Below are 20,012 nucleotides of genomic sequence, written 5' to 3'. Positions count from 1 at the left end.
CCGCGAAAGGAAGGCCCACGTGGCAGCCGCCCCCGCGCCCCGGGTCGCCGTGGACTGGTGGCGGGACGCCGCCATCTACCAGATCTACGTACGCAGCTTCGCCGACGGCGACGGTGACGGAACCGGCGATCTCGCGGGCGTACGCGCCAAGCTGCCGCACCTCGTCGAACTGGGTGTGGACGCGATCTGGTTCACCCCCTGGTATCTGTCGCCGCTCGCCGACGGCGGATACGACGTGGCCGACTACCGCGCCATCGATCCCGCGTTCGGCAGCCTCACCGAGGCCGAGGGACTGATCGCGGACGCCCGTGAACTGGGCATCCGCACGATCGTCGACATCGTCCCCAACCATGTCTCCGACCAGCACGCGTGGTTCCGCGCGGCCCTCGCCGCCGGGCCCGGCAGCCCCGAGCGGGAACTGTTCCACTTCCGGACCGGGCGCGGCCCGAACGGCGAACTGCCGCCCAACGACTGGGTCTCCGAATTCGGCGGCGTCCCATGGACCAGGCTCCCGGACGGCCAGTGGTACCTGCACCTGTTCGCCGCGCAGCAACCCGACCTCAACTGGGCACACCCGACGGTCCGCCAGGAACACGAAGACGTGCTCCGCTTCTGGTTCGAGCGGGGTGTGTCGGGCGTACGGATCGACTCGGCGGCCCTGCTCGCCAAGGACCCCGCGCTGCCCGACTTCGTCGAGGGCCGCGACCCGCACCCGTTCTCCGACCGCGACGAACTCCATGACATCTATCGCTCCTGGCGGGCCGTCGCCGACGAGTACGGGGCGGTCTTCGTCGGTGAGGTCTGGCTCCCGGACAGCGAGCGCTTTGCCCGCTATCTGCGCCCGGACGAACTGCACACCGCCTTCAACCTCAACTTCCTGGCCTGCCCCTGGGAGGCCGGCAGGCTGCGCTCCACGATCGACGACACGCTCGCCGAACACGCCGCGGTCGGTGCCCCCGCCACCTGGGTCCTGTGCAACCACGACGTGACCCGGACCGCCACCAGGTACGGCCGCGAGGACACCGGATTCGCCTTCCCCACCAAAGCCTTCGGCACGCCGACGGACCTGGCACTGGGCGGCCGGCGGGCCCGCGCCGCGGCACTGCTGTCGCTCGCCCTGCCCGGCGTGGTCTACCTCTACCAGGGCGAGGAACTGGGACTTCCGGAGGCCGACATCCCGCGCGACCGGATCCAGGACCCGATGCATCTGCGCTCGGGCGGCACCGACCCGGGCCGCGACGGATGCCGGGTACCGCTGCCGTGGTCCGAGCGGGCGCCGTACGCCGGATTCGGCTGCACCACGGAGCCATGGCTTCCGCAGCCGGCCGACTGGAGTTCGTACGCCGCCGACCGGCAGCGCACCGACCCCGAGTCGATGCTCAGCCTCTACCGCGAGGCGCTGCGGCTGCGCCGGACCGAGCCCGGCTTCCGCACGGCGGGGGCCGGGGGACGGCAGCTGACCTGGCTGCCCTCCGCACCCGGTGTGCTCTCCTTCGCCCGGACCGGCGGACCGGTCTGCGTGGTCAATCTGGGGGAGGGGCCTGTGGAACTGCCCGGACACACGGACATCCTCCTCCTCAGCGGACCGCTGGACGGGCAGGGACGGCTCCCGCGGGACACCGCGGCCTGGTTGCGGCCGTAGGGCCGCCCCCGTCGGGTGGGCGGACGATCCGCCCACCCGGGCCAATGCCAGGATCGCGGAGTGACGGGCACTGCGGCACAGTGGGCACATGGACGATCTGAATGCCCTCGCCGACGAGCATCTGGCCGCGGCCCGGACCTCCGCGCACGGCCGCAGCGCCCACCGTCTGCTGCACGAGGAACCCCTGAGGCAGACCGTCATCGCCCTCACCCGGGGCTCCGCCCTCGACGAGCACAACGCCCCCGCCGCGGCCTCCCTCCAGGTGCTGCGCGGCCGGGTCCGGCTCACGGCGGCCTCGGGCGATGTGGAGCTGGGGGCCGGAGGGCTGCACCCGATCCCGCAGGAGCGGCACGGGCTGCTGGCGCTGGAGGACGCCGTGGTGCTGCTGACCGCCGTCAACGACTGACGGCGCCGGGGCGCGCGGCAAAGGCCGTCCGGGTGCGCTCCAGGACCCAGAGCACGAGGCTGCCGGCGGCGAGGGCGCCGCCCAGGAGGCAGATGCCGCTCCAGCCGGCCCGGGACCAGACCACCGAGGCCAGCGCCGCACCGGCCGCCCCACCCATGAAGAAGAGCGTCATGAACGCGGAGTTGATGCGGTTGCGGGCCTCCGGACGGAGCGCGTAGATCACGTTCTGGCTGCTGTTGAGCCCCGCCTGCTGGGCGATGTTCAGCAGGATCACGCCGACCGTCAGCCACAGCAGCGACCGTTCACCGGCCAGCAGCGGCAGCCAGGCGAGCGTGAGCAGCGCGGCAGCCGTTCCCGACACGGCCTGCACCCGGCCGCGGTCGCTCAGCCGGGCCCCGATGTTCATGCCCACCACGCCGATGACGCCCACCAGACCGAAGAGCCCGATGGCGGCCGCGTTCCACCCGAAGGGCGACCGGGTCAGCAGGAACGTCAGCGCGGTCAGCTGCACGCTGTACGAGGCCATGGAGAACGCGCCGATGGCCGCCCGCCGGCGCAGCACGGGTTCCTCTCGCAGCAGGGCCAGCGTGGAGCGCAGCAGCCCGGTGTACGACAGGGCGGCGTCGCCCGTCCGGGGCAGGCGGGGCAGCCGCTTGTGCAGGAGTACCGCCATGACGGCCATGAGCAGCGCGTTGACCCAGTACACGGTCCGCCAGCCGCCGAACTCGGAGAGCGCACCGGCGGCCAGCCGTCCGAACAGCCCGCCCAGCAGCACACCGGACATGACGACGCCGACGATCCTGCCGCGTTCGGCCGGAGCCGCGAGGGCCGCCGCGAACGGCACCACGACCTGGGCCCCGACGGAGGTCAGCGCGGTCAGCAGCGTACCGGCGATCAGCAGCGGTCCGGTGGGGGCGGCGGCCGTCGCCAGGAGGAAGAAGGCGGTCAGGGCGAACAGGCCCACGGCGAGCCGCCGCCGGTCCATGACGTCCCCGAGCGGGACGAGCAGGATCAGCCCCAGCGCGTACCCGGCCTGGGCGGCGGTCACGATCAGCCCCGCAGCGGTGACACCTATGTGCAGATTGCTCTCGATGACGTCGAGGAGCGGCTGTGCGAAGTAGTTGCCGGCGCAGGAGAGAGCGGCGGCGAGGGCCATCAGCAGAACCAGACCGCGGCCGAGGGCGGGCTGCGGGGGCGTGGTGCGGGGCACGGCCCTGCTGCGGGTTTCATGAGTGGTGTGAGCCATGTGCCCCAGCCTCGGGGACCGGCCATCCATGAGTCCAACACATGTTTTTCATTCCATCGATCGTGGTTCACGATGGATGGATGGAACTTCAGCAGATGCGGTACGTCGTCGCGGTGGCGGAACTGGGCAGCTTCACCCGCGCCGCGAAGCGGTGCCTGGTCGTCCAGTCCGCGTTGAGCCATCAGATCGCCCGGCTGGAGAAGGAGCTGGGGGCCCGGCTCTTCGACCGCACCAGCCGCCGGGTACGGCTCACCGCGGCGGGCGAGGTGTTCCTGCCGGAGGCCCGGCAGGCGCTGGACGCGGCGGAGCGGGCCCGCGCCGAGGTCGCCGCGACGGCGGGGGAGGTCAGCGGCCGTCTCGCGGTCGGCTCCATCCCGACCGTCTCCGCGGTCGACATCCCGGCCGCGCTGCAGGCCTTCCACCTCCGCCACCCGAAGGTGCGCATCGTGCTGCGGGACGGGGCGAGCAAGGACCTGGCCCAGGAGGTACGGGACGGGACGCTCGACGTGGCGTTCCTGGGGGTGCTGCCCAGCTACCGGCCCAAGGGCGTGAGCGATCACGAGCTCGCCACGGGCGAACTGGTCGCCGTCGTGGCGCCCACCCACGCCCTGGCCGGGCAGGCGGAGGTGGGCCTGGACCGGCTGGCGCAGGAGATGTTCGTCGACTACCCGGACGGCACCGCGGCCCGGGCGCAGTCGGAGGAGGCGTTCGCGGCGATGGGCCTCACCCGTGAGGTGGCCTTCGAGGTCAGCGGCACCGACTTCATCGTCCGGCTGGTGCGCAGCGGGCTCGGCATCGCCATGCTGCCGGCCGCCTTCGCGGCGGAGCTGACCGGCGTGCACGTGCTCTCCGTCCACGACGCCCCCGCGCGCACCGAGCGCCTGGTGTGGAGCCGCTTCCGTCCCACCCCGGCCGCCGCGGCGTTCCTCGCGGGGCTCGGGGTGGATCCCGGTGCGACGCGGCCGGCTCAGGCACTCGGTCCCGGTGGCCGGGGTGCGTGATCGAGACTTCGGATCCCATAGGTATTTCCAATTCATATAATTTGAAATCGTAGTAACCTCGAGCCTCCGCTCCCGAGGAGGTTCCGATGGCCCCATGGCCCACCGCGCTCGCAGGCCGCATCGACGAGCACGTCATCGACAGCGCGCTGCTGCGCGACAACCCGCTGGGCGACCCGGCGCAGCGGCCGCTGTGGGTCTACACCCCGCCCGGCTACGACACCGATCCCGGGCGCCGGTACCCCGTCACGTACCTCCTGCTCGGCTACGCCGGAACGCTCCCGGTCTGGCGCAACCGCACCCCCTACCGTCAGCCGGTGCCCGAGCTCGTGGACGGGATCTTCGCCCGCGGCGATGCCCCGCCGATGGTGCTGGTGTTCGTGGACGCCTGGACCACGTACGGCGGCAGTCAGTACGTCGACTCGCCGGGTACCGGCCGCTACCACTCGTACCTCTGCGAGGAGATCGTGCCGTGGGTCGACGCCCGCTACCGCACGCTCGCCGACCGCGAACACCGGGCGCTGGCGGGGAAGTCGAGCGGCGGACTCGGCGCGATGATCACGCCGATGCTCAGGCCCGACCTGTTCGGCGCGTTCGCGACCCACTCGGGCGACTCGCTGTCGGAGGCCCAGTACATTCCCCATTTCCTCATGGCTGCAAGGCACTTGAGGGCCTACGACGGCGACATCCTCCGCTGGTGGGACGACTTCCGCTCACGCGTCGCCTTCACCAGGGACGAGGACCTGCGGCTGCTCGAACTGCTCGGCGTCTCGTCCTGCTTCTCGCCCGCCGCGGACGGCACCCCGCAGCTGCCCTTCGACCCGCGAACGGGCGCGCTCCTGCCGGAGATCTGGCAGCGCTGGCTGGATTGGGACCCGGTACGGATGGCACCGGCGCACGCCGAGGCGCTGCGGTCCCAGCGGGCGATCTGGATCGACGCGGGCACCCGCGACGAATGGTTCCTCGACCTGGGGGCGCAGGCCTTCCGCGACGCCCTGGCCGAGGCCGGTGTGGACGAAGCGGTCATACGCTTCGAGCTCTTCGACGGAGGGCACCACGCGGTCGAATACCGGATGCCGCCGGCCCTGGCCTGGCTCTCCCGGCAGATGACCGACCCGGGCTGAGGGGACGTCCGCCGATCGCGCCGACCGTTCGTGCGGGGGCGTCTTCGCGCCATCCCCGCCGACCGTCCGGCGGATGGGGTGCCACCGGAGTCTGCTGGGCAGGTACTGGTGTACGACCCCGGGAAGCGGGGTGCGGAGACCGGTGGCGAGGGACGTGTGACGTGAGGGAGCAGACCGTGTGGCAGTTCTCCGACGATCGTGGACAGTTGTCGACGGCCGAGCGGCGCCCGGCGCGGGTGCTCGCCTATGTCCAGGCCGGCGCGACCCTGTGGGACCACGGAATACGCCCCGGTGCGATATTCGGCTCCGATCACGACGACCGGGCCGTGCCGGACGCGGCGAAGACCGGTTCGCTGCCCTTGGCCGAGGTCGGCTACCTCGGCGCGGGCAGCACCCTGGACGTGGACACCCTGCTGAGCGGTGAGCCGGACCTCGTCGTGGCGGTCAGCTACGGCGGCGGTCATGTCTACGGGCTCGCCGCCGAGACCGCCAAGCATCTGGAGGAGCACGTCCCGGTCGTCGTCATCGACGTGGGCCAGGCGCGCTCTCTCGCCGAGATCGGCGACCGGTTCGCCCTGCTCGCCCGCTCGCTCGGGGCCGAGGAGCCGGATGCGGCCACCCAGGACCTGGACGCCGCGCGGCACCGGCTGAGCACGCTCGTCGCCGGTGCGGACGGCCCCCGGGTCGTCGCGCTCTCACCGGCCGGCCAGGAACAGACCCACCTCGCCCGCCCCCGGATGTGGCCGGAGCTGCGGGTGCTGGCCGAGCTCGGCGTCGGCCTCGTGGAGCCGGCCGAGGGGCCCGGTGCGAACTGGTCCACGGTCGGCTGGGCGGAAGCGGCGGCGCTGCGCCCGGCGGTGGTGCTCGCCGACATCCGGGCCAACGCCACACCGCTGGACGAGTTGCGGACCAACCCCGACTGGGCGGCGATCGAGGGGGCCGCCAGGGTGGTGCCGTGGAACCCGGAGCCGGTGTGCAGCGCGCGGGCCCACGCCGCTTTCCTGAACCTGGTGGCCGACGCGGTGGAGGCGGCCGGGCGCTGAGCACCGGCGCCTGCCGGGCGCCCGGCACGCGGCAGGCGCCACCGCATGCCGGGCGGAGGGGCTCCGGAACCGGTGCGCCCGCGCGCCGACGCCCGTACGGACGTGTCCGATCGCGCGGGGCGTACCGGTTCGCCAGGCTGGTCGGGACCATCCCGCGCCGACCGCGTACGTCCCCAGGAGCAGGCATGCAGCAGGACAAGCACCCTTCCTACCGTCCCGTCGTCTTCCGAGACCGTTCGGCGGGCTACGCCTTTCTGACCCGGTCCACCGCGTCGAGCGAGCAGACGATCGACTGGGACGACGGCAACAGCTACCCCGTCATCGACGTGGAGATCTCCGCCGAGAGTCACCCCTTCTTCACCGGGAAGGCGCGCGTCGTCGACTCGGAGGGCCAGGTCGCCAAGTTCGAGCGCCGGTACGGGGGCGAGGACGCCTCCTGACCCGCGTACGGACCCGAGTCCCCCGCCCCTGTCCGAAGGGGCGGGGGACTTGCTCCGTCACACCTCTCGACACCGTCGGCCGACCTCTCACGACTTGCCGCGACATCGCACTGACGCGCGTGACCGAGGCGCGCAACCGGAGCACGGCCCGCCGCCGCTTCCACCAGGACTCCGGGCGGCGGGCGCACGCCGTCCCCACCGACCACCTGCACCGGTGCGCGCTGCCCATCGCCCTCCCGGTCTCCGACTTCGGCCACACCTGGTCCGGCTCGTGCGTGGTGGACCCGGACGACACCGGCGGGCTCGTCGGCGGCCGGCCGGGGACGGTCGCGTACCGCACCGGCCACCACCCGGACCGGGCCGGCGGGAACCGGTGTGTGCGTGTCGCCTTACCAGTACCGACGGCTCGGCGGCCGAGCACTTCCTCGGCGACCGGGACGGCATCGCCTGCACCACCGACCGGTCCGGCAACCCGCGGGTGCCCGGGGGTGTCCGACACATGCCCGGACCGGGGCCGGCCTCGCGCTGCGGATCGGGGTCCGGGGCGGGCGGATCGAGGCGTTCGCCGGGGGCAGCCCGGTCGCCGATGTGACCGACACCCACCACACACGAGGCAGGATCGGGCTCAATGTGTTCGGTGGCCGCGCCGCCTGCCAGGACACCTTCGTCACCGCACTGTAGGAGATCCCACCCCCATGCTCGACAGAACCGACCTGCTGGTCATCGGCGAAAGCGTCGCCGACATCGTCCGGCTGCCGGGTGCGGCCGATCAGGTCCACCCGGGCGGCAGCCCGGCCAACGTCGCGTACGGCCTGGCCCGGCTCGGGCACGCCACCACCCTGCTCACCCAGCTCGGCCCCGACGACAACGGCCGGCTGATCAGGGACCATCTCGCCGGTGCCGGCGTCGAGGTCCGCACGGACGACGCCACCTCCGCCACCCCGGCCGCCGCCGTCACCCTGGACGGCGACGGCCGCGCCACGTACACCTTCGACATCGCCTGGGCGCTGGGCCCGGTCTCCCTGGACCGGCAGCCCCGGCACGTGCACACCGGTTCCGTCGCGGCGGTGCTGGAACCGGGGGCGGCCACCGTCGTCGGCGCGGTGGAGTCGCTGCGGACGTCCGCGACGGTCAGCTACGACCCCAATGTGCGGCCCGAACTGATGGGGGACCACGACGCGGCCGTCCGCCGGGTCGAGCGGTGCGTCGCGCTCAGCGATGTGGTCAAGGCCAGCGACGAGGACCTGGAGTGGCTCTACCCGGGCCAGGATGCGGAGCGGGTCGCCGGGCGCTGGCTCGCCACCGGCCCGGCACTCGTCCTCGTCACCCGGGGCGGCGACGGCGCACTGGCCGTACTGCCCTGGGGGCGGGTGACGGTCGACGCGCTGCCCACCGAGGTCGTGGACACGGTGGGGGCGGGCGACGCCTTCATGTCGGGCACCCTGCACGCCCTGGCCGGGCAGGGGCTGCTCGGCGCGGACGGCCGGGAGCGGCTGCGCACGCTGGACCGGACCCGGGTGGCCGACGTCCTGCGGCACGCGGCGGCCTCCGCCGCGGTGACCGTGGCCCGGGCCGGCGCCAACCCGCCGGACGGGGCGGAGCTGCGGGCGGCACTCGACCGGAGCTGAACACGCCCCGGCCGGGGACGGCGGTGCCCGGGAGTCTTTGTCACCCGGGCACCGTCAGATGCGGGCTGCTGTCGTCGTCGAGGAACTCGACGACGGCGAGGACGATCAGCGCACACAGTGCGATCCACACCGTGACCAGCCCGGTCGGCCGGTCCCAGGCCACCAGGACGGCGGCGGCCACCACGACGACCGCCCAGTTCAGCGGGCGCCTGGCGCGGTGCACCCACCGGCCGACCGGGCCGCCGGTGAACCCGGCCGCGTCCCGGACGGCGCCGATGCCGCCGTTCCACATCGCCATGACGCGGCCGGCGGCGCGGCCGTCACCGGTCAGCCAGGCGGCGAGCGCCACCACGATGCCGAGCGTGACGACCATCCGGACCAGGACCCGCATCGGGTCGGCGAGGGCGTCGAAGACCGCACCGGCCGCGGGCTGGGACACCCCGGACGGCAGGCTGTCGAGATAGAACGCCCGGCCCACCCAGATGGCCAGACCGAGCACCGCGGCACCGGCCGCGACCGCGAGCGCCGTCGTGACCAGTGCGCGACGGCGGCGGACCGCGAGGAGTACCCCGCCCGCGGCCAGCACCAGGGCCGCCAACGGCAGCCAGAACCCGATGACCTGGAGTGCCCGGAACCACTTCTTGGCCTTGCCGACCGAGTCGGAGGTCAGCACCGTGAAATCGGTGTGGATCTCGGGGATCCTGGCCGCGACGCCCAGTCCCCGGTCGACGAGACGTTGTTTCACCCGGTCGATGACGGGTGCGAGGTCGATGGTGACGGTGTCCCCGGTGATTTCCACCGCCCCGCCGCCGCTTCCCGAAAGGGCCTTGAGCGTGGCGGACTGGGCGGACCGGTTGAGGTCGGTCCAGATCTTCGCGAAGGCGTCGCTGGAGACGAACCTCTCCGTCGTCCCGCGCACGAAGTTCGAGATGCCCGTGGTGAGGGGGCCGCTCAGCTTCGACAGCGCCTTGTCGAGCACCGGCCGGTCCGCGGGGGAGACATCGGCCAGCAGGGCCTTCACATCCAGGTGCCCCATGACGGCACCGGTGACGCGATCGGCCACCGCGGTCCGCACATCGGGGTCGGAGGCGAGCGGCGTCATCATCGCCACATAGTTGTCGGTGTCGCCGATCTGGTTCTTCGCCCAGGTCGACACGATGCTCAGCGGAGTGAGGACGGCCGCGACGACGATGAGCAGCACGGCGAGGAACGAGCGGGCCCCGGGCCGGTGCCGGACCGGGGCGCGGGTCTCCAGCACGGCCACCCTGGCGCGCAGCGCATCCAGTTCGGTGTGCTCGTCCGGGGGTTTCGACTCATCGTGATCCGCTGCCATTCCCCCAGGGGACGGCCGTCCGTCGCGCACGGCGCGGCGGGCTGCTGCGGACGGGTGAACAGGGTCACCGTGGCGTGCGGCACCGTTCGGCCCGCCGGAGGTATCCGTGACCCTTTCGGCTCATTGGCCGCATCCTCGCCGGGGCTACTGCCGTTCGACAACCAGTAGGCCTGATCGATTACGGAGGAGGGGGCGGACATGACGATGATCGACAGGGGCGTCGCGGTGACCGGGCTGGGGGTGGTGACTCCCGCAGGCGCGGACGAGCACACTCTCTGGGAGGGACTGTGCGCCGGTGTTTCCACGGCCCGCGGCTGCGAGGAACTGGCCGGGCTGCCGGTCGACTTCGGCTGCCCGGTGGACGGGATCGACCTGGACGCGGCGGTCGGCGGGCGTTCGGTGTGGCGGATGGCGCGGTTCGTGAAGATGGCGCTGGTCGCCGCCCGCCAGGCCGTGGCGGACGCCGGGCTGTCGCCGGAGCGGTGGGACGGCGACCGGGTCGCCGTGGTGCTCGGCGTCGGGGTGGGCGGGGTGTCCGTGCTCGTCGACAACGTGCGCAGGCTCGACGACGGCGGAGCGGACGCGGTGTCACCGCTGCTGGTTCCGATGATGATGCCCAACGCGGCGGCCGGGGAGCTGGCCATCGCGCTGCGGGCCCACGGCCCCAGCCTGGCCCCGGCGACCGCCTGCGCGTCCGGGGCGACGGCCGTCGCCGTCGCCCGCGACCTGCTGCTGAGCGACCGGTGCGACGTGGTGGTGGCGGGCGGTGCGGAGGCCGTACTGACCCCGCTGGTGGTGAGCGCCTTCGCGGGGATGGGCGCGCTCTCGCTGCGCACCGGTGATCCGGCGGGTGCCTCGCGGCCGTTCGCCGCGGACCGGGACGGGTTCGTGATCGGCGAGGGCGCGGCCGTGCTCGTACTGGAACGCACGGCCGACGCGTACGCCCGGGGCGGACGGGCGCGCGCCCTGCTGACCGGTGCGGGCTCCGCCACCGACGCCCACCACCCCACGGCCCCGGACCCGGAGGGCGGCGGTGCGCGCAAGGCCGTCGGGGCGGCGCTGCGCGAGGCGGGCTGGGCGCCCGGCGAGGTCGACCACATCAACGCGCACGGCACGTCGACGCAGCTCAACGACGCGATGGAGACCGCTCTGATCTCCGAGATCTTCCCGCACCGACCTTCGGTGACCGCGCCGAAGGGCGTCCTCGGGCACACCCTCGCCGCGTCCGGGGCGATCGAGGCGGTCGCCACCGTACTGACCCTGGAGCGGGGTCTCGTCCCGCCGATCGCCAACCTGGACTCGCTGCCGGACGGGTTCGACCTCGACTGTGTGGTCAAGGAGCCCCGGATCCAGCCGGTCGAGCGGGCGCTGAGCCACTCCTTCGGCTTCGGCGGACACAATGTCGTGCTCGCCTTCCAGCGCGCCGGTGCGGACGGCCCGCCGCGGAGGGGACCGGGTGTCCTCGCCGTTGCTTGATCGTTATATTTTCCATGACCGCAACGATCGACAGTCCCTCCGCGGAACGGTCCACGGAGCTCCTCACCGATGTGCTCCTCGGCGCCAACCACCGCCGGGAGCACGGCTTCTGGCAGCGGCTGATCAGCACCGCCCCCTTCCGCCGCCCGGACGACCGCACCCCCGAGGAGCGCCTGGCCCTCACGTACGAGCGGCTGCGCGTCCTCAACGACTGCCTGGACAGCGGGGCCCGGCTGGCCGCCGATCCCCGCGCCCTCGCCGCCCTGCACGAATGGCTCGGTCCGGTGGACCCGGCGCTCACCACGGTGGCGGGGATCCACTACAACCTCTTCCTCGGCAGCCTCCTCGACCACGGTGGCGACGGCGATCGCGATCTGTCGGACTTCCTGCGGCTGCGGCGCACCGGCACCTTTCTCTGTACGGAGGTGGCACACGGCAATGACGCCGCGGCCGTCGAGACCACCGCCGCGTACGACCGAGAGCGCGACGGGTTCGTGTTGTGCACCCCGCACGCCGGGGCGCAGAAGTTCATGCCCAACACCGGTCCGGCCGGCGGCCCCAAGACCGGGCTGGTGGCCGCGCGCCTGCTCGTCGACGGCGCCGACCACGGGGTCTTCCTCTTCCTCGTGCCGCTCACCGACGAGCGACAGCCGCTGCCCGGAGTGCGCATCCGCATGCTCCCCACCCGTACGGGCAGCCCGGTGGACCACTGCCTGACCTCATTCGACCGGGTCTTCGTGGGACGCGCCGCGCTGCTCGACGGGGACCACGGACGGGTCGGTGCCGACGGGGAGTTCAGCAGTGCCGTCGACAACCGCAGGCGGCGCTTCCTCGCGTCGATCGGGCGCGTCACCTCCGGGAAGATCTCGATGACGGCCTGCGCGGTCGGCTGTGCGCGCGCGACGCTCGCGGTCGCCGTCCGCTACGGCGGTCACCGGTACATCTCGGGCCCCCGCGGCTCGCACCGGGTGCCGGTGATGGCCCACCGCAGCCACCACGGCCCGCTCGCCGCGGCCATGGCCACCGTCTTCGCGATGAGCCTGCTGCACCGCAGGGCCCTGGACCGCTGGGAGCGGGGCGAGCGACGGGAGGAGGCCGAGCGGCTGGTCGCCGTCGCCAAGGGGTGGATCACCTGGCAGGCCCGGTCCGTGATCGTCGAATGCCGTGAACGCTGCGGCGCCCAGGCGCTCCTGGAACACAACGGCATGAGCGAACTCGTCACCGGGGTGGAAGGCGCCATCACCGCCGAGGGAGACAATCTGGCCATCCACGCCAAGGCGGCCGCGGAGATGCTCTTCGCCGCCGCACCCGCCGCCGGGGCCTCGTCCGGCGGCGGCCCCGGCGATCTCGACGACCCGGGCTTTCTCGGCGGGCTGCTCGCGGAGCTGGAGCGGATCTGGTTCGAACGGGCCCGGGAGCGGATGGGCCTCGCACCGCACGGTGATCCGCTGGGGCGGTGGAACGCGGCGGCCGGGCCCGCCCTGCGCGGCGTCGAGGCCCACGCCCAGCGGCAGGCGGCCGAGGCGTACGCGGAGGCGGTGGCCGTGCTCCCGGAAGGGCCCGCCCGCGACCGGCTCGGCGAGCTCGAACGGCTCTTCGCGCTCGACCGGATCGCCCGCAACAGCGGTGACCTGCTGGCGGCGGGCCTGCTGAGCGCCGACCAGGTCAACGGCCTGCCGGGCAGGGTGGAGCAGCTGATCGCCACCGTCGCCGCCCATCTGCCCGCCCTGGTCGACTCCTTCGCGCTGCCGCCGGAACTGCTCGCGGACTGGCCGATCGCAGGCGCCGACTACGTGGCCGCGTACGACGATCCGGGGGCTTTCTGGCAGACCGGCGGGGGTCGGGACACGGTTCGGGACGAGCGGTGACGGCCATGACGAGAAAAGGAACAGTTGTCCGGGGCCGTCGGTTCAGGGAGACCGCCGGGGCCCTCGGTGTGCGTGTTGTCCTGCTGGCCTTCTGGGGTACGGCGTCCGTCCTGGCCCGGTGGTGCGGGGATCGCGAGGAGGGCGCTGCCGAATCGGTTCGGCACAAGGCGTAACTGGAGGCACTCCACCCAGTTGATTCGGCGTCGGGACGGTGTCACCGCCGGCCCGACAGCCGGACCGAATAATGGAGAGAAAGCTGATGAGTGCGATTCACCCCAAGATCACCGAGGTTCTGACACACACCTTCAAAGTTCCCGCCGCAGAGATTCACCCGGGCTCCACGATGGACAGCCTGGAGATGGACTCCCTCGCCGTCGCCGAGTTCGCCGTCCTCATCAGGGACACGACCGGCGGCGACCGGGACTTCGACCAACTCCCCAAAAACGCCACGCTGGCCGACATCAGCCGGTTCATGGACACGGCGGCCGGCGGCGGGGCGCGGGTGGGCGGCGGGGCAGCGATGAGCAACGCCCGATGAACAGGCCGGCCGTCGCCGTCACCGGACTGGGCATGATCACCCCGGTCGGCAACGACACCGAATCCACCTGGCGGGGCGTGTGCGCGGGCCTGTCACCGGCCCGCACCGTCGCCGGGCTCGACGGATGCGCGATCGACTTCGCCTGCATGGTCGACGGCATCGATCTGGACGCCGCGATCGGCGGCCGGGCGTCCTTCCGCATGGGGAAGTACGTGAAACTCGCCGTCCTCGCCGCCCGCGAGGCGGTCACCGACGCCGGACTCGACCCGGCCGGGTGGGACGGCAGCAGGGTCGCGGTGGTCGTCGGCACCAGCAGCGGCGGCTCCGCCTCGCTGACCGAGCAGGCCGTCGTGCTCGACCGGCTCGGCGCCGGGGCCACCTCACCGTCGGGCATCCTGCTCACCATCCCGAACATGCCCGCCGCCGAGATCGCGATCCAGCTGCGGGCCACCGGCCCCAGCCTGGCACCGTGCACCGCCTGCTCGTCCGGCGCCACCGCGCTGTCCGTCGCCCGCGACCTGCTGGTCACCGGGCAGTGCGACATCGCGATCGCCGGAGCCACCGAGTCGATCGTCTACCCGGCCGCCATGGCCGCGTTCGCCAGGTCCGGGGCCGGGGCCCGGCGCGACGGCGACCCGGCCGGACTGTGCCGGCCCTTCGCGGCCGACCGGGCCGGCCTGGTCATGGGCGAGGGCGCGGCCGTCATGGTGCTGGAACGGACGGACGACGCCCGGGCCCGGGACGCGGCCCCACGGGCGCTGCTCGCCGGCACCGGAGCCACCACCGACGCCCACCACCCCATCAGCCCGCATCCGTCGGGCGTGGTCGCCCAGGCGGCGGTGGAGGCCGCGCTGCGCGACGCGGGCTGGGCGGCCGAGGACGTCGAGCACGTCAACGCGCACGGCACGGCGACCCCGGTCAACGACGCCACCGAGGCCGCCCTGATCGCCCGGGTCTACCCGCACCGGCCACCCGTCACCGCGCCCAAGGGCGTACTGGGGCACTGCATGGGAGCGGCCGGAGCGATCGAGGCCGGACTCACCGTCCTCACGCTCCAGCGCGGAGTCGTACCACCGATCGCCAACCTGGACGCCCCGGCGCCCGAGTTCGACATCGACTGTGTCACCGAGCAACCTCTGCGGCGGCCCATCAGGCGCGCCGTCAGCCATTCCTTCGGATTCGGCGGCCACAACGCCGTACTCGCTCTTCAGCGTCCCTGAGAGCCGTTCCGCAGGCAGCAGGCAGGTGGTGCGACGGGACAACAGCCCGGCGTACCACCGGCCCCACACCGCCCGTGAGCTGCACAGAGGCACGTGATAGCTTGCCGGGGCCAGTCAAACTCCACCCAGGAGTCAGGGAATCCGGTGCGAATCCGGAACTGACGCGCAGCGGTGAGGGGGACGGGCGGGGCCACAGCCACTGGGACCACCCTCGGGTGCCCGGGAAGGCGCCCCGTCCGGACGAACCCGAGTCCGAAGACCTGCTGGCATCCGCGACCCGGCACCGGGCCGCGGGACTCCGTACAACGGGCTCCGCGCATGAGCCCAGAGACGCAGAGGGACTCCGTGCCGTCCATAGCCAGCCCCGTCCGCACCGTCGCCCTGCTCTCCGCGGGACTGGTCCTGCTGACCGCCTGCGGAGGCGGAGCCGGTGGCACCACCGCGAAGCCGGGCCGCGCGGACGGATATCCGGTGACGCTGAAGAACTGCGGCCGCACCGTCACCGTCGATGCAGCGCCGCGCCGTGCCGTCTCGGTGGACCAGGGATCCACGGAGATCCTGCTCTCCCTCGGCCTCGCCGACCGGATGGCCGCCACCGCGACCTGGACCGACCCGGTGATGAAGGGCCTGGAGAAGGCCAACGACGAGGTGCCCAGGATCGCGGACAACCGGCCCTCCTCGGAGAAGGTCCTCGACCGCGAACCGGACTTCGTCAGCGCCTCGTTCGAATCGACACTCGCCAAGGGCGGCGTCGCACCCCGCGAACAGTTCGAATCGCTCGGCGTCCCCACCTACGTATCGCCCGCCGACTGCGCCGGCAAGGACAACAGCGGCGGCGGCGACGGAGCCCGCACCGCGCCGCTCACCATGGACAGCGTCTACGGCGAAGTGCGCGACCTGGCCAAGGTGTTCGGCGTACCGGAGCGCGGCGACTCGCTCGTGGCCGCGCTGCGCGAACGGGTGCAGAAGGCGACCGAGGACATCGACGCCTCCGGCACCACCCTCCTGTACTGGTTCTCCGACTCCAAGGCCCCGTACCTGGCGGGCTGCTGCGGAGCCCCCGGAATCATCACCGAAGAACTCGGCGCGAAGAACGTCTTCGACGACACCCACGAGGAATGGCCCCAGATCAGCTGGGAGACCGTCGCAGACCGCAACCCCGACGTCCTGGTCATCGGCGACCTGACCCGCAGGGCCCAGACCGCCGAGAGCGCCGCGAAGAAGATCGAGTTCCTGGAGTCCAACCCCGCCACGAAGAACATGGACGCCGTCAGGCACAAGCGGTACGTCCTGCTGAGCGGCCAGGCCATGAACCCGTCCGTCCGGACGGTCGAGGGCGTCGAACGCGTCGCCGCCGGACTGCGCAGGTTCGGGCTCGCGCGGTGACGCCGACCGAACGCGGCACGACGGTGACCGCGCCACCGGCCGCCGTCGCACCGGTGGGCGTCACGAAGGGCGTACGACGGCTGCGCGGCGGGGTCCTGTGGGCCTGCGGCCTCGCGCTGCTCGTCGGCTCCGTCGCGGTCGCCGTCACCATCGGCCCCGCCCGCATCTCGGTGGGCGACGTCTGGTCCGCGGTGGCCGCCCACCTCGGCGGAGGCCGGTCGCGGCTCTCCCCGATCCGGGACGGCATCATCTGGAACCTGCGCATGCCACGCACGCTGCTCGCCGCGGTGTGCGGCGCCGGGCTCGCGGTCTGCGGCACCGTCATGCAGTCCCTCCTCCGCAACCCGCTCGCCGACCCGTTCGTCCTCGGAGTCTCCTCCGGCGCGTCCACCGGCGCGGTGGTGGTCGTCGTCCTCGGTGTCGGCGGGGGAGCGTTGTCGATCTCGACCGGCGCGTTCATCGGGGCGCTGTGCTCGTTCGCCCTGGTGCTGCTGCTCAGCCACACCCTGGGCGGCACGACGGACCGGGTGGTGCTCTCCGGTGTCGCGGCCATGCAGCTGTTCTCCGCGCTCACCTCCTTCGTCGTGATGACCGCCGCCGACGCGGAGCAGACCCGCGGGGTGCTGTTCTGGCTGCTCGGCTCGCTCAGCGGGGTCGGCTGGACCGATGTGTGGGTCTGCGCCGCCGTGCTCGCCGTGACCCTGCTGATCTGCCTGGGCCACGCCCGTACGCTCGACGCCTTCGCGTTCGGCCAGGACGCCGCCGCCACACTCGGCGTCGATGTCGCGCGTGCCAGGATCGTGCTGCTGTGCACGACCGCGCTGCTGACCGCCGCACTGGTCAGCTCGGCCGGTGCCATCGGCTTCGTCGGTCTGGTGCTGCCGCACGCCGCCCGTGCCCTCGCCGGTTCCGGCCACCGGCGGCTGCTGCCGGTGACGGCGCTGGCCGGGGCGGTGTTCCTGGTCTGGGTCGACACGCTCGCCAGGACCGTGCTCGATCCGCAGGAGGTGCCCGTGGGCGTGGTCACCGCACTGATCGGGGTGCCCGCGTTCGTCCTGGTCCTGTACCGCACCCGGAGGACCGCATGACGGACGCGGCCGGCGCGGGACTGCGCGCCGAACGGGTCAGCCGGACGGCGGGCGGCCGCCTCGTCCTCGACGGGATCGACCTCGCGCCGCGGCCCGGCGCCACCGTGGGGCTGATCGGACCGAACGGATCCGGGAAGTCGACCCTGCTGCGGGTGCTGGCGGGAGTCCTGGCCCCGGAGACCGGTGTGGTCACCCTCGACGGACTGCGGCTCACCGAGATCGGCCGCCGCACCGTCGCCCGGCGCGTCGCCGTGGTCGACCAGCACGCCGTCACTCAGGTCGAGCTCAGCGTGCTGGACGTGGTGCGGCTCGGCCGCATCCCGCACCGCAGGGCCTGGTCGGCGCCGAACGGGGCGGACGAGGCAGCGGTACGCGAAGCGCTCGCCCGGACCGGTCTCGCCGACCGCGGCGACCAGTCCTGGCACACCCTCTCCGGGGGCGAGCGCCAACGCGTCCAGATCGCGCGTGCACTGGCCCAGCAGCCGCGCGAGCTGCTGCTCGACGAGCCGACGAACCACCTCGACATCCAGCACCAGCTGGAGCTCCTCGCGCTGATCGCCGCACTGCCGCTGACCGGCGTGATCGCCCTGCACGACCTCAATCTGGCGGCGATGTTCTGCGACCGGATCGCCGTGCTGAAGGAGGGGCGGGTGGTGGCCGTCGGCACGCCCTCGGAAGTGATCACCGAGGAGCTGATCGCGGACGTCTACCGGGTCGCCGCCCGCGTCACGCCGGACGGCCCGGACGGGCGGCCCTCGGTGCGGTTCCTGCCGGGGCGGCCGGTGGCAACACAGCGGCCGGTGGGGCCGTAGCGACTGGTGGGGACGCAGCGGCCGGTGGGGCCGTAGCGGCTGGTGGGGACGCAGCGGCCGGCCGGGGAGCGGCCGGCTCCTCGTGGAGGGGGCCGCGACGCCGAGCGGGCGGACCCGGCACTGCGTGGCGTGGGTCCGCCCGTTCTTTCCGGGTGCGGCGGTTCGCCGCGGTGCGTGGGGTGGAGTGGGCCCGGCGGGTCAGCGGCGGCGTCCCCCGCCGAAGCCGCCTCCGATGTCCTTGCCACCCGTGTCCTTCCCGCCCATGCCGGTGTCGTCCGCGTAGTCGATCTGCTCCTTGCGGAGTTCGGCGGAGACCTCCTTCTGCTCGGTCACCTTCTTGGTCTCCATCCGCACCCGCTCGACGGCCACGGTCTCCTTGCGGGTGGTCGGGCGTTCCGCGTGCAGGGTGACCTCGACGTCCTGCTCGCGGATGGCGGCACGCTCCGCGGGCTTGTCGCCGGGCTGGAGCGGTTCGCGGATCAGCCGCACCTCCTCGTGCGTCACCGGAACGGTCCTGGTGACGTTCTCGGTGACGACGTACTTGTGCAGCCGGGCCGTTCCGCTCTCGTACTGCTCGGTGCCGACGTGGAGTTGCTCCTCGGAACGGATCATCTCCTCCTTGCCGCCCAGGTCGGCGGCGGACCGTTCGGCGCCCGCCCCGGCGCCGACGAGGGGACGAGAGGTGCCGGCGGCCGCCCCGGCGTCGCGGTGCCTGCCCTGGCCCGCGCCGGTCCCGGCGCCGGCCGAGGTGGAACGGGCCGTGCCCGCACCGGAGGCGGTGGTGCCCGTCATGCCAGTCCTGCCGGTACCGGTGGTGCGTCCGGTGCCGGCCGCGCCCATGGCCCCGGCGGCTCCCGCGGCACCCATGCCCGTGGTGCCCGTCCCGGACGTCGTCGTGTCCGCGGTGCCCGGTCGGTCGCCCAGCTTCGCGGTGGTGTTCCTGGCAAGGCCGTAGTGCTTGTAGAGCTCTTCCTCCTCCACCACGGACAGATGCGCGCCGGCGTCCACCCGGGGGGCGTCCTTGACCCGTTCCTTCGGATGCGAGATGTGCAGATCGGATCCCACACGTCGGGCGCCGGCAAGGGGAACGAAACTCTCCTTCATGCCGAACAGGCCGGTCTTCACCGTTATCCAGTCAGGCCGGCCGGTGTTGTCGTCGACATACACCCGGCCCACACTGCCGACCTTCTCGCCGTCGGTGTCGTACACCGTCAGGTCGTCGAGCTCTCCGGAATCCGTGAAACCGTCAGCGGCTCCCATGACCGATCCCTCCTCGTCCGGGCGCGTCCTGTGGCGGGGGCCGACAGGGGAGGCGCGTCCGCCTTCCATCGGGCCTCACCCGGATGGACGCTGCAACCCCCCGGGCCGGGGTGCCGGGCTGCCGCATGCTCGGCGGTTCGGCGGTGACCGCCTGCCACGGTGGTGGGCGCCCCGAACTTTCATTACGCCATTCGGGTGAGGAGTGAAGCGTGGAGAGCGCGTGCCGGACGGGCGGGCGGGTGCCGCCGCACCACGCGTGCGGGAGGATCCGGCCGGTGATCCACCGGCAGGACACATTGCGCGGCACATTCGACGAGGACGCGGAGACCACGACCGGACGCGCCCGCGCCATCCGTCCGGCCGGGCGCCGGGATCACGGCCTGCGGCCGGCCCGGCCCCGCGGAGCCGGGTGCTCTCAACCGCCCGGCCTCGGGCGGCCGACCGTCGGCACGTGAGGCGGCCACCAACGCCGTACGGGCGCTGTGCGTCCACCCCGGAGCAGCC

At 73.0% G+C, this 20,012-nt stretch carries 17 protein-coding genes and 1 riboswitch; of the genes, 14 read left to right on the top strand and 3 right to left on the bottom strand.

The genetic code is table 11. From position 1 onward, the window contains the following. Positions 1 to 19 precede the first annotated feature (19 nt). Positions 20 to 1,642 (top strand): glycoside hydrolase family 13 protein, encoded by a 1,623-nt coding sequence (locus tag AADR41_RS19465; protein ID WP_342282686.1) that lies wholly within the window; start codon positions 20 to 22, stop codon positions 1,640 to 1,642. Between the two features lie 88 nt (positions 1,643 to 1,730). Beyond that, on the top strand, positions 1,731 to 2,048 hold the full coding sequence (locus tag AADR41_RS19460) for a cupin (RefSeq protein ID WP_342282685.1): 318 nt from the start codon (positions 1,731 to 1,733) through the stop codon (positions 2,046 to 2,048). Here AADR41_RS19460 and AADR41_RS19455 read toward each other — a convergent pair. Continuing rightward, a complete protein-coding gene (locus AADR41_RS19455) occupies positions 2,038 to 3,294 on the bottom strand; it encodes an MFS transporter (RefSeq protein WP_342282684.1) in 1,257 nt (418 codons plus the stop codon). The two genes, AADR41_RS19460 and AADR41_RS19455, sit on opposite strands and share 11 nt — an antisense overlap. An 80-nt stretch (positions 3,295 to 3,374) precedes the next feature. On the opposite strand from AADR41_RS19455, the gene AADR41_RS19450 reads away from it, so the two are divergent. From AADR41_RS19450 to AADR41_RS19430, 5 genes are all read left to right on the top strand, one after another. Further along, on the top strand, positions 3,375 to 4,295 hold the full coding sequence (locus AADR41_RS19450) for a LysR family transcriptional regulator (RefSeq protein WP_342282683.1): 921 nt from the start codon (positions 3,375 to 3,377) through the stop codon (positions 4,293 to 4,295). Between the two features lie 86 nt (positions 4,296 to 4,381). Then, the gene (locus AADR41_RS19445; protein WP_342282682.1) at positions 4,382 to 5,416 is read left to right on the top strand and encodes an alpha/beta hydrolase; all 1,035 of its coding nucleotides are present in this window, start codon (positions 4,382 to 4,384) and stop codon (positions 5,414 to 5,416) included. Between the two features lie 161 nt (positions 5,417 to 5,577). After that, a complete protein-coding gene (locus tag AADR41_RS19440; RefSeq protein ID WP_342282681.1) occupies positions 5,578 to 6,459 on the top strand; it encodes an ABC transporter substrate-binding protein in 882 nt (293 codons plus the stop codon). Between the two features lie 185 nt (positions 6,460 to 6,644). Next, a complete protein-coding gene (locus tag AADR41_RS19435) occupies positions 6,645 to 6,899 on the top strand; it encodes a type B 50S ribosomal protein L31 (protein ID WP_093540855.1) in 255 nt (84 codons plus the stop codon). A gap of 695 nt (positions 6,900 to 7,594) precedes the next feature. Next, positions 7,595 to 8,527, top strand: coding sequence for a carbohydrate kinase family protein (locus AADR41_RS19430; protein ID WP_342282680.1), 933 nt, complete (start codon positions 7,595 to 7,597; stop codon positions 8,525 to 8,527). Between the two features lie 40 nt (positions 8,528 to 8,567). Here AADR41_RS19430 and AADR41_RS19425 read toward each other — a convergent pair whose 3' ends face one another. Beyond that, positions 8,568 to 9,860 (bottom strand): hypothetical protein, encoded by a 1,293-nt coding sequence (locus tag AADR41_RS19425; RefSeq protein ID WP_342282679.1) that lies wholly within the window; start codon positions 9,858 to 9,860, stop codon positions 8,568 to 8,570. 198 nt (positions 9,861 to 10,058) lie between these two features. Here AADR41_RS19425 and AADR41_RS19420 point away from each other — a divergent pair, with 198 nt between their 5' ends. The 7 genes from AADR41_RS19420 (at position 10,059) to AADR41_RS19390 (ending at position 18,248) form a co-directional block, all read left to right on the top strand. Next, a complete protein-coding gene (locus tag AADR41_RS19420) occupies positions 10,059 to 11,336 on the top strand; it encodes a beta-ketoacyl-[acyl-carrier-protein] synthase family protein (protein WP_342282678.1) in 1,278 nt (425 codons plus the stop codon). Between the two features lie 14 nt (positions 11,337 to 11,350). Continuing rightward, positions 11,351 to 13,204, top strand: coding sequence for an acyl-CoA dehydrogenase family protein (locus AADR41_RS19415; RefSeq protein WP_446751076.1), 1,854 nt, complete (start codon positions 11,351 to 11,353; stop codon positions 13,202 to 13,204). A gap of 259 nt (positions 13,205 to 13,463) precedes the next feature. Continuing rightward, on the top strand, positions 13,464 to 13,742 hold the full coding sequence (locus tag AADR41_RS19410; protein WP_342282677.1) for an acyl carrier protein: 279 nt from the start codon (positions 13,464 to 13,466) through the stop codon (positions 13,740 to 13,742). Further along, positions 13,739 to 14,962: a beta-ketoacyl-[acyl-carrier-protein] synthase family protein gene (locus AADR41_RS19405; RefSeq protein ID WP_342282676.1), complete on the top strand. Its 1,224-nt coding sequence runs from the start codon at positions 13,739 to 13,741 to the stop codon at positions 14,960 to 14,962. Before AADR41_RS19410 ends, AADR41_RS19405 begins: the two co-directional genes overlap by 4 nt. Positions 14,963 to 15,056: 94 nt before the next feature. Further along, positions 15,057 to 15,244: riboswitch (cobalamin riboswitch) on the top strand. Positions 15,245 to 15,280: 36 nt separating this feature from the next. Further along, positions 15,281 to 16,348: an ABC transporter substrate-binding protein gene (locus AADR41_RS19400; RefSeq protein WP_342282675.1), complete on the top strand. Its 1,068-nt coding sequence runs from the start codon at positions 15,281 to 15,283 to the stop codon at positions 16,346 to 16,348. Further along, a complete protein-coding gene (locus AADR41_RS19395) occupies positions 16,345 to 17,436 on the top strand; it encodes a FecCD family ABC transporter permease (RefSeq protein ID WP_446751075.1) in 1,092 nt (363 codons plus the stop codon). Before AADR41_RS19400 ends, AADR41_RS19395 begins: the two co-directional genes overlap by 4 nt. Beyond that, positions 17,433 to 18,248 (top strand): ABC transporter ATP-binding protein, encoded by an 816-nt coding sequence (locus AADR41_RS19390; RefSeq protein ID WP_342282674.1) that lies wholly within the window; start codon positions 17,433 to 17,435, stop codon positions 18,246 to 18,248. Before AADR41_RS19395 ends, AADR41_RS19390 begins: the two co-directional genes overlap by 4 nt. Before the next feature lie 198 nt (positions 18,249 to 18,446). On the opposite strand, the gene AADR41_RS19385 is transcribed toward AADR41_RS19390, so the two are convergent. Next, a complete protein-coding gene (locus AADR41_RS19385) occupies positions 18,447 to 19,508 on the bottom strand; it encodes a PRC and DUF2382 domain-containing protein (protein WP_342282673.1) in 1,062 nt (353 codons plus the stop codon). Positions 19,509 to 20,012: the final 504 nt, after the last annotated feature.

This window comes from Streptomyces sp. CLV115 (assembly GCF_038448545.1).
GTDB lineage: Bacteria > Actinomycetota > Actinomycetes > Streptomycetales > Streptomycetaceae > Streptomyces > Streptomyces sanglieri.
The sequence above is the reverse complement of the archived record's forward strand: the minus strand, read 5'-3'. Positions and strand labels throughout refer to the sequence as shown.